Below are 10066 nucleotides of genomic sequence, written 5' to 3'. Positions count from 1 at the left end.
GTCGTCCAGCGTCGCCCCGCGGCCCCCACCCCCGCCCAGCCGAACGGCGTGCAGGCGGGCGAGGTGAGTCCGACCGATCCCACCGTGGTGCAGCGGCGTCCCTCTGCGCCGACGGGTGCGGTGAGTTCGACGGATCCGACGGCGGTGCAGTCGGTGCAAGCGGCCCGGGCTCGGCGGCAGGCAGGCATGCCGAACGACCCCACGATCGTCGCGCGAGTCGAACAACCCGGCGCCAATGACCCGACCACCGTGGTCCCGTCGCACCAGGCCGGTGAGCCGACGATGGTGGTCGCCGCCAACGACCCGACCATGATCGTCCCGGCGAACGCCGCCGGCTCCACGTACGTGGGCGCCGACGACCCAACCACCGTCGTCCCGACCACTGAGTCTGGCGTGCACGCGAGTGCTGATGATCCGACCGCGGTGGTACCGACGCCTCAGCCGCACTCACCGCAGTCCGCTGCTGATGCTGCCCCGGCATCACCCCCACCGCCAAGTGTGGTGGCGGCTGCGCCTGGTGTTGCTTACCCCGGCGCGGACGACGTGAAGGTTACTGCGAGCGCTGGTGACCCACAGGGCGCCGTACCGGTTGGTGACCCGACTGGTGCCGCGCCAGTGGTGCCTGCGGTGGATTCTTGGCATCCGGCGACGGAAGGTGGGCGGCCCCGTCCGGCTGCGGAGCCGGCTGGGCGGTCCGAGGCAGCCTCGGACCGCGCCGGGCGCGACGATCTCCTGGCTCGGTTGAACGAGTTGACGGAGATCCGCGTGCGGCAGCCGGAGCGGATTGCTGAGGCTTGGCAGCGTCGGCGGACTCGCGAGTTGGTGGGTGCGGACGGGCGACTGCTGATTGTCGCGGCTGATCACCCGGCTCGGGGCGCGCTCGGCGTTCGTGATGACCAGTTCGCCATGGGCAGCAGGCCCGGGTTGATCGAGCGGCTCGTGACAGCGCTTGAGCGCCCCGGCGTTGACGGCGTCCTGGCGACTCCTGACATCCTCGAAGATCTCCTGTTGCTCGGCGCCCTTGAGGGCAAGGTCGTCATCGGTTCGATGAACCGTGGTGGTCTGCAAGGCTCCTCCTTCGAGCTCGACGATCGCTTCACTGCTTACGGTTCGGCCGCGGATCTCGCGTCGCGCCGGCTCGACGGCGGTAAGATGCTGACCCGGATCGACCTCGCCGATCCCGGCACGGTGGCCACGCTGGAGGCCAGCGCGAAGGCCGTCACCGAGCTTGCCGAGCACAAGCTGATGGCGATGGTCGAACCGTTCTGGTCGACCCGTAAAGAAGGCCGCGTCACGAACGTTCTCGATGCCGACTCGGTGATCAAGTCCGTCCACATCGCCGCCGGTCTCGGTGCCACCAGCGCCTACACGTGGCTCAAGCTCCCGGTCGTCGACAACCTGGACCGCGTCATGGATGCGACCACTTTGCCGACGCTCCTCCTCGGCGGCGACCCGACGGTCGCGCCCGAAGAAACCTATGCACGCTGGGGTAAAGCACTATCTCTCCCTTCCGCTCGAGGTCTGGTTGTCGGACGAGCGCTGCTCTTCCCACCCGATGGCAACGTCGCGTATGCGGTCGACCAGGCGGCTTCGCTGGTTCACGGGGGCGTCGCATGACGGAGTGGTTCAAGCCGGCCGGTAGCACCGCACGCGATGGCTTCGACGTGGCCGTGACCCCCGGCGACAAGGACTGGGAGTACAGCGGTCTGTACGTCGCCACGCTCCGCCCCGGGCAATCGGTCGAGTTCGACACCAACGACTGCGAATACCTCGTGCTTCCGCTCAGCGGATCAGCCGAGGTCGTTGTCGATGGCGAAACGATCCCGCTCGGCGGCCGGGCCGACGTCTTCGCCGGACCGACCGACCTCGCCTATGTCCCGCGCGGAACCACCGTCGCGGTCCAGAGCGCCGGGGGAGCACGCATCGCTTTCCCGCACGCGAAGGCCGCGAACGACTATCCGTTCCGCCGGATCGGCACCGAGCAGGTCGAGTCCGAACTCCGCGGTGCGGGTGTCTCCTCCCGTCAGGTCCGCAACTTCGGCACGCCGGGTGTCCTCGACGCCGACTCGATCATCGCCTGTGAGGTGCTGACCCCGGCCGGGAACTGGTCGTCGTACCCGCCGCACAAGCACGACGAGCACAAGCCTGGCAAGGAAAGCGTCCTCGAGGAGATCTACTACTTCGAGCTCCAGCTCTCCGACGCCGCCCCACTAGGTGCCAAGGGCAACGACCCGATCGGTTATCAGCGGGTCTACGGCACGGAGGACCGGCCGATCGACGTGCTTGCCGAGGTCCGCAACGGCGATCTGGTCCTGGTGCCTCATGGGTGGCATGGTCCTGCGATGGCGCCTCCTGGCTATGACATGTACTACCTGAACGTGATGGCCGGCCCGGGCGTGGAGCGCGAGTGGCTGATCACCGACGATCCCCAGCACGGTTGGGTTCGCGAGCTGTGGGCGAACCAGCAGATTGATCCACGGCTGCCTTTCGGAGGAGAAGAGTCATGACGGTGCGTCTCACGGTCGCGCAGGCGCTGGTGCGATTCCTGAGCGTCCAGTACTCGGAGCGCGACGGCGTTCGGCAGCGGCTGATCGCCGGCACTCTGGGCATCTTCGGGCACGGGAACGTTGCCGGCATCGGCCAGGCACTGCTGCAGGCCGAGCTCGAGGACCCGACGGCGCTGCCCTACATCCTGTCCCGCAACGAGCAGGCCATGGTGCACACGGCAACTGCGTTTGCTCGCACCCGGGATCGGCTGCAGACCTACGCCTGCACGGCGAGCGTGGGTCCGGGCTCGACCAACATGGTGACCGGCGCGGCCCTCGCGACGATCAATCGGCTCCCGGTCCTGATCCTCCCTTCGGATGTGTTCGCAACCCGGGTGGCGACCCCCGTGCTGCAGGAGCTGGAGAGCTTTGGCGCCGGTGACGTCTCCGTCAACGATGCCTTCCGCCCGGTCTCCAAGTACTTCGATCGCGTCTGGCGACCCGAGCAGTTGCCGTCGGCACTAATGAACGCGATGCGCGTGCTCACCGATCCGGTCGAGACCGGCGCGGTGACACTCGCCCTGCCGCAGGATGTCCAGGCCGAGGCCTACGACTGGCCGGAGGAGCTCTTCGCCGAGCGCACCTGGTACGTCGCGCGCCCGTTGCCGGAAGCATCAATTGTCGACAAGGCGGTAGATCTCCTACGGTCCGCGCAGCGGCCGCTGATCGTCGCTGGTGGCGGCGTGCACTACTCCGGCGCCGAGGACGCGCTGCGCGCCTTCGCCGAGGCGACCGGAATCCCGGTGGCAGAAACCCAGGCAGGTAAGGGATCGCTGACCTACGATCACCCGCAGTCGATGGGTGCGGTCGGCTCGACCGGCACGACGGCAGCGAACGCGCTGGCCCGCGAAGCCGACCTGGTGATCGGGATCGGCACACGCTACAGCGACTTCACCACCGCCTCCCGGACCGCCTTCGCCAACCCGGCCGTGCGGTTCCTGAACATCAACGTGGCGCGCTTCGACAGTGGTAAACATGCCGGCCTTCCTCTCGTCGCGGATGCACGGGAGGCCCTTGTTTCCTTGGGCTCCGCGCTCGGTGACTGGTCCGTGGACACCAAGTACACAGCCAAGGCCACGGAACTCACAAGGAACTGGGACGGAACTGTCTCGGCACATTACAACCCCCCGGCCGAGGTGACCGGGAAGCTGGCCGAAGGCGTGCTCACCCAGGGCCAGGTTCTCGGTGCCGTCAACGAATTGTCGGCGCCATCTGATGTAGTCGTGTGTGCAGCCGGTTCGATGCCGGGCGACCTGCACAAACTCTGGCGGACTCGCGACCCGAAGGGATACCACGTCGAATATGGCTTCTCCTGCATGGGTTACGAGATCGCCGGTGGTCTGGGTGTTCGCCTCGGTGCGCCCGAGCGCGATGTCTTCGTCATGGTCGGCGACGGGTCGTATCTGATGATGTCGAGCGAGCTGGCCACCGCGGTCCAGGAAGACCTCAAGATCATCGTGGTCCTGGTGCAGAACCACGGCTTCGCCTCGATCGGCGCGCTGTCGGAATCACTCGGTTCGCAACGGTTCGGGACGTCGTATCGCAAGCGCAGTAGTGACGGCCGCCTCGACGGCGGCTACGTTCCGGTCGATCTCGCGGCGAATGTGCGCAGCTTCGGGATCGAGGTGCTCGACGTGCACAGCCGGGACGAGCTGGAGAAGGCGATCCACACCGCGAAGGCGGCGACCGGACCGATCGCGATCCACGTCACCACCGACCCGCTGATCGGTGCGCCGGACAGCGAGGCCTGGTGGGACGTGCCGGTGAGCGAGGTCTCCGAGCTGCAGTCGACACAGGCCGCCGCTGCGGCGTACGAGGAGAGCAAGAAGGCTCAGCACACTTACCTGGCACCGGTTGAAGGCAACTGACACATCGCGGCCGATCTGAGATCCCACGGGGGTGGCGTATCGGTGTGATGGCCAGCAGAGTGTGAAACTCGCTGGTCCCAACGCAACTCTCCGCGGGTCGACCGCGGAACATCTGAAAGGCTGGTTGGAGTCATGGTTCGGTGGCACAAGAAGGCAGTGGCCGCGGGCGCGGCGTTCGTGCTCGTCGCGGCGCTCGCCGCGTGCAGTTCCTCCGGGGGCAAACAGGAGGAGCAGAAGACGAGCGGCGGCAGTGGCAACGTCGCGAACACGCCGCGGATGAAGGTCGCACTGATCACCCACTCGGGGCCCGGTGACACCTTCTGGGACATCGTCCGGCGGGGTGCCGAGGCGGCCGCCCAGAAGGACAACATCGAACTGCAGTACTCCTCCGACCCCGACGGCGCCGCTCAGGCCAACCTGGTGCAGACCGCGATCGACGCCAAGGTCGACGGGATCGCCGTCACGCTGAACAAGCCTGACGCGGTGATCCCGAACGTCAAGAAGGCCATCGCCGCCGGTATCCCGGTGACGATCCTGAACGGTGGTCTGGACACCTGGAAGTCGACCGGCGCGATCGGGTACTTCGGCCAGGACGAGAAGATTGCCGGCGAGGCGACCGGCGAGAAGCTCAAGCAACTCGGCGCGAAGAAGGTCCTCTGCGTCATCCACGAGCAGGGCAACGTCAGCCTCGAGGGCCGCTGCCAGGGCATCAAGGACAAGTTCGGCAACGTCGAGAACGTCAACGTCAACGGCACCGACCAGCCGGGGACCGAGGCGACGCTGACCGCGAAGCTGCAGCAGGACAAGACGGCCGACTACGTGGTCGCGCTGAACGCCGGGATCGCACTGACCGCGGCGAAGGCAGCCAAGACCGCCGGTTCCGCAGCCAAGATCGGCAGCTTCGACATGAGCAAGGAGATGGCCAAGGCCGTCCAGGACGGCTCCGTCCAGTTCGCCGTCGACCAGCAGCCGTACCTGCAGGGCTACCTCGCGGTGGACGCGATCTGGCTGAACAAGACCAACGGCGACACCATCGGCGGTGGCGAGGCCACCCTGACCGGCCCGGCCTTCATCGACAAGACGAACATCGAGGCCGTCGCCAAGTACGCCGCGGCCGGGACCCGCTGAGGTAGCGCTATGGCATCGAGCATCACTTCACCCACCACGGCCGACGACCGGGTCGCGGCCCGGTCGGTCGGGGCGCGGCTGCTCAGCCGGCCCGAGATCGGATCGCTGGTCGGCGCAGCGGTCATCCTGGTGTTCTTCCTGATCGCGGCGCCGCCGTTCCGCGACATCAACAACACCGGCACGATCTTGTACCAAGCCGCGTTGGTCGGAGTGATGGCGGTGCCGGTCGCGCTGCTGATGATCGGCGGCGAGTTCGACCTGTCGGCCGGAGTCGCGGTGACGACCTCCGGCCTGACCGCCGGCCTGTTCGCCTATCAGCTCAGCGTGAACGTCTGGGTCGGCATCCTGCTGGCGCTGGTCGTCTCGCTGGCGGTCGGTGCGTTCAACGGCTGGCTCCTGATGCGGACCGGTTTGCCCAGCTTCCTGGTGACGCTGGGCACCTTCTTCATCCTGCAGGGACTGAACATCGCCGTCACCCGCTTGACCTCGGGTGCCGTCGCCTCGAACTCGATCAGCGACATGGACGGATTCCGCACCGCGCAATGGATCTTCGCATCGGAGATCCACCTCGGCGGGGTGACGATCAAGATCATCATCCTGTGGTGGATCCTGTTCGTCGCGATCGCCGCCTGGGTGCTGCTGAAGACGCAGATCGGTAACTGGATCTTCGCGGTCGGCGGTGACGCCGCGGCGGCCCGTGCGGTCGGCGTGCCGGTGAAGAAGGTGAAGATCGGCCTCTTCATGGCGGTCGGGTTCTTTGCCTGGTTCGCCGGGATGCAGCTGCTGTTCGTGCAGAACGGCGTGGTGCAGTCCGGCGAAGGTGTCGGCAAGGAGTTCGTCTTCATCATCGCCGCGGTGGTCGGCGGCTGCCTGCTCACCGGTGGCTACGGCTCGGTGGTCGGGGGCGCGGTCGGTGCCTTGATCTTCGGCATGGTGCAGCTCGGCGTCGTGTACGCCGGCTGGAATCCGGACTGGTTCAAGGCGTTCCTCGGGACGATGTTGCTGCTGGCCACGATCGTCAACCTGATGGTGAAGAACCGGGCGGAGGCACGATGACCACGACGGAGAGCTTCGCGTCCGAGGCTGCCAACAGCCCGACGACCCCGATCGTCCACCTCGAGGACGTCGGTAAGAGCTACGGCAACGTCCACGCGTTGCGAGGGGTTTCGCTGTCGGTGCGCCAGGGTGAGATCACCTGTGTGCTCGGCGACAACGGCGCCGGCAAGTCGACGCTGATCAAGATCATCGCCGGTCTCCACGACTACACCACCGGCACGATGTCGGTGAACGGCGAGGAACGGCACTTCTCCTCCCCGCGGGAGTCGCTGGACAGTGGGATCGCGACCGTCTACCAGGACCTCGCGCTCGCCCCACTGATGTCGGTATGGCGCAACTTCTTCCTCGGTAACGAGCTCACCAAGGGCCCGCTCGGTCGGCTCGACGAGCGCGCGATGAAGCGGATCGCGCAGCAGGAACTGACCAAGATGGGGATCTCGATCCCGAACCTGGAACAGCCGGTCGGCAAGCTGTCGGGCGGTCAGAAGCAGTGTGTCGCGATCGCGCGCGCCATCCACTTCGGCGCCAAGGTGCTGATCCTGGACGAGCCGACCGCGGCACTGGGCGTCAACCAGTCCGGTGTGGTCCTCAAGTACGTCGTGAAGGCCCGCGACGCCGGGATCGGCGTCATCTTCATCACCCACAACCCGCATCACGCCTATCTGGTGGGCAACCACTTCGTGGTGCTCAAGCTCGGCCGGGTCGCGCTCGACACGCACCGGGCCGACATCACGCTGGAGCAGCTGACCACCGAGATGGCCGGTGGGTCCGAGCTGGAGGCGCTCACCCACGAGCTCCGCGACCTCGCCCCGGACGCGGTGCAGAAGCCGAAACAGGACGTCGTACAGGAGAAGGAGCAGTAATGAGCGATCTGCGGATCGGCATCGTCGGGGTGGGCGCGATGGGCGCCGACCACGCCGAGCGGATCGTGCGGCACATCTCCGGTGCCCGGCTGGTGGCGGTGTCGGACCCCGACACCGCCCGCGCCGAGGAGCTGGCCACCCGCTTGTCGGCGGCCGGCCCCGTGCAGGTGGTCGCGGATCCGCTGGCGCTGATCGGCGCGCGGGACGTGGATGCGGTGATCCTTGCGTCACCGGGGTTCGCACACGCCGACCAGTTGTTCGCCTGCCTGGAGCACGGCAAACCGGTGCTGTGCGAGAAGCCGTTGACGATGGATGCGGCGTCTTCGCTGCAGGTCGTCGAGGCCGAGCACAAGCTCGGCAAGCAGCTCATCCAGGTCGGCTTCATGCGTCGTTTCGATCCTGAGTACGCCGCTCTCAAGGAGCTGCTCGACTCAGGGGAGCTCGGCCGGCCACTGTTGCTGCACAACGTGCACCGCAACAAGGCCAACGGCCCGGGGTTCCGCAGCGAGATGATCGTGCGGGACTCGATGGTGCACGAGGTCGACGTCGCGCGCTGGTTGCTCGACTCCGAGATCAGCACCATCACGGTGCATGCGCCGAAGCCGACCAGCGCCGTACCGGAGGGCGTGCTCGATCCGCAGTTCGCGGTGTTCGAGATGGCGAACGGTTCGATGGCCGACGTCGAGGTGTTCGTGAACTTCCAGGTCGGTTACGAAGTGCGTTGTGAAGCCGTCGCGGAGCGCGGGAGCGCGACCATCGGTCTCGGCTCGGGCGTGCTCACGCGCGCTGCCGGACACTGGGGTGGTGCGATGCCGGCCGACTTCCGGATCCGGTTCGACCGGGCGTACGACATCGAGGTGCAGCGCTGGGTCGAGGCCGTGGGCCGCGGTGAGATCGACGGCCCGAGCGCGTGGGACGGCTATGCCGCAGCTGCTGTCTGTGAGGCCGGGGTCGCTTCGCTGAGCACCGGCCGGCCCGTCACCGTCGACCTTGCCGACCGTCAGGCAGTCCTCGGCTGAGGCCGAAGCCCAAGCTGAAGCTTGAAAGGAATCGTTGTGAGTACTGAGATCAAGCGCATCACCCATCTGGTCGGCGGCAGCTCGTGGACCGGTGTCGCCGAGCGGACCAGCAAGGTCTACAACCCGGCCACCGGCGAGGTCAGCGGCGAGCTCGACCTGGCCTCGGCCGCGACCGTCGACGAGGTGGTGAAGGTCGCCCACGATGCGTCGAAGGCGTGGGCGCAGACCTCGCTGACCAAGCGCACCCAGGTCCTGTTCGCGTACCGCCAGCTGGTGAACGAGCGCAAGGAAGAGATCGCTGCGCTCATCACGGCCGAGCACGGCAAGGTGCTGTCCGACGCCCTGGGCGAGGTCACCCGCGGTCTTGAGGTGGTCGAGTTCGCGTGTGGCATCCCGCATCTGCTCAAGGGCGGCTTCAGCGAGGGCGTCTCGACCAAGGTCGACGTGTACTCGATCCGCCAGCCGCTCGGCGTCAGCGCGGTCATCTCGCCGTTCAACTTCCCGGCCATGGTGCCGATGTGGTTCGTGCCGCTCGCGGTCGCCTGCGGCAACAGCGTGGTGATCAAGCCGTCCGAGAAGGACCCGTCGGCGGCGAACGCGATGGCCGAGCTCTGGAAAGAGGCCGGTCTGCCGGACGGCGTCGTGAACGTGCTGCACGGTGACAAGGAGGCCGTCGACCGGCTGCTCGAGCACCCGGACATCAAGTCGGTCTCGTTCGTCGGTTCGACGCCGATCGCCAAGTATGTCTACGAGAACGGCACCAAGAACGGCAAGCGGGTGCAGGCCCTCGGCGGCGCGAAGAACCACATGATCGTGCTGCCCGACGCGGATCTCGACCTGGCCGCCGACGCCGCGGTGAACGCCGGCTTCGGCTCGGCCGGCGAGCGCTGTATGGCGATCTCGGCGCTGGTTGCGGTCGAGCCGATCGCCGACGAGCTGATCGCGAAGATCACCGAGCGGATGGCGAAGCTCAAGACCGGCGACGGCACGCGCGCCGCCGACATGGGTCCGCTGGTGACCGGCCTGCACCGCGACAAGGTCTCCGGGTACGTGGCGGCCGGTGTCGAGGAGGGGGCGGAGCTGGTGGTCGACGGTCGCGCCGGTGAGTTCGACGGTGGTTCCGACGGCTTCTGGCTTGGTCCGACCCTGTTCGACAAGGTGACTCCGGAGATGTCGATCTACACCGACGAGATCTTCGGCCCGGTGCTGTCGGTGCTCCGGCTCCCGTCGTACGACGCAGCGCTCGAGCTGGTGAACTCGAACCCGTACGGCAACGGCACGGCGATCTTCACCAACGACGGTGGGGCGGCCCGCCGGTTCCAGAACGAGGTCGAGGTCGGCATGGTCGGGATCAACGTCCCGATCCCGGTTCCGATGGCCTACTACTCGTTCGGCGGCTGGAAGAACTCGCTGTTCGGCGACACCCACGCGCATGGGATGGACGGGGTGCACTTCTTCACCCGCACCAAGGTCGTCACCTCGCGCTGGCTCGACCCGAGCCACGGTGGGATCAACCTAGGCTTCCCTACTGGAGACTGAGCCCGACCGGCGACTGATTCGGTAGCCAAACACGTCCCTGGCCGATG

General features: G+C 67.1%; 8 protein-coding genes. All 8 read left to right on the top strand.

All coding sequences use genetic code 11. The features are described from left to right. Positions 1–732 precede the first annotated feature (732 nt). The 8 genes from E1263_RS17045 (at position 733) to E1263_RS17010 (ending at position 10019) form a co-directional block, all read left to right on the top strand. The gene (locus E1263_RS17045; RefSeq protein ID WP_238161294.1) at positions 733–1617 is read left to right on the top strand and encodes a Cgl0159 family (beta/alpha)8-fold protein; all 885 of its coding nucleotides are present in this window, start codon (positions 733–735) and stop codon (positions 1615–1617) included. Next, positions 1614–2507 (top strand): 5-deoxy-glucuronate isomerase, encoded by an 894-nt coding sequence (iolB, locus tag E1263_RS17040; RefSeq protein ID WP_132168431.1) that lies wholly within the window; start codon positions 1614–1616, stop codon positions 2505–2507. The genes E1263_RS17045 and iolB overlap by 4 nt, the downstream gene beginning before the upstream one ends. Beyond that, positions 2504–4414: a 3D-(3,5/4)-trihydroxycyclohexane-1,2-dione acylhydrolase (decyclizing) gene (gene iolD, locus E1263_RS17035; RefSeq protein WP_132168429.1), complete on the top strand. Its 1911-nt coding sequence runs from the start codon at positions 2504–2506 to the stop codon at positions 4412–4414. The genes iolB and iolD overlap by 4 nt, the downstream gene beginning before the upstream one ends. Positions 4415–4546: 132 nt before the next feature. Then, complete coding sequence (locus tag E1263_RS17030; RefSeq protein ID WP_132168428.1) at positions 4547–5542, top strand: substrate-binding domain-containing protein; 996 nt, start codon at positions 4547–4549, stop codon at positions 5540–5542. A gap of 9 nt (positions 5543–5551) precedes the next feature. Beyond that, positions 5552–6598, top strand: coding sequence for an ABC transporter permease (locus E1263_RS17025; RefSeq protein WP_132168426.1), 1047 nt, complete (start codon positions 5552–5554; stop codon positions 6596–6598). Further along, positions 6595–7461, top strand: coding sequence for an ATP-binding cassette domain-containing protein (locus E1263_RS17020; RefSeq protein ID WP_132168424.1), 867 nt, complete (start codon positions 6595–6597; stop codon positions 7459–7461). The genes E1263_RS17025 and E1263_RS17020 overlap by 4 nt, the downstream gene beginning before the upstream one ends. Further along, positions 7461–8480, top strand: coding sequence for a Gfo/Idh/MocA family protein (locus E1263_RS17015; protein WP_132168422.1), 1020 nt, complete (start codon positions 7461–7463; stop codon positions 8478–8480). Before E1263_RS17020 ends, E1263_RS17015 begins: the two co-directional genes overlap by 1 nt. Before the next feature lie 36 nt (positions 8481–8516). Continuing rightward, on the top strand, positions 8517–10019 hold the full coding sequence (locus E1263_RS17010) for a CoA-acylating methylmalonate-semialdehyde dehydrogenase (RefSeq protein WP_132168420.1): 1503 nt from the start codon (positions 8517–8519) through the stop codon (positions 10017–10019). The last annotated feature ends 47 nt before the right edge of the window (positions 10020–10066 follow it).

It is taken from the genome of Kribbella antibiotica, assembly GCF_004349055.1.
Taxonomy (GTDB): domain Bacteria; phylum Actinomycetota; class Actinomycetes; order Propionibacteriales; family Kribbellaceae; genus Kribbella; species Kribbella antibiotica.
This window is presented reverse-complemented; position numbering and strand designations above follow the sequence as displayed.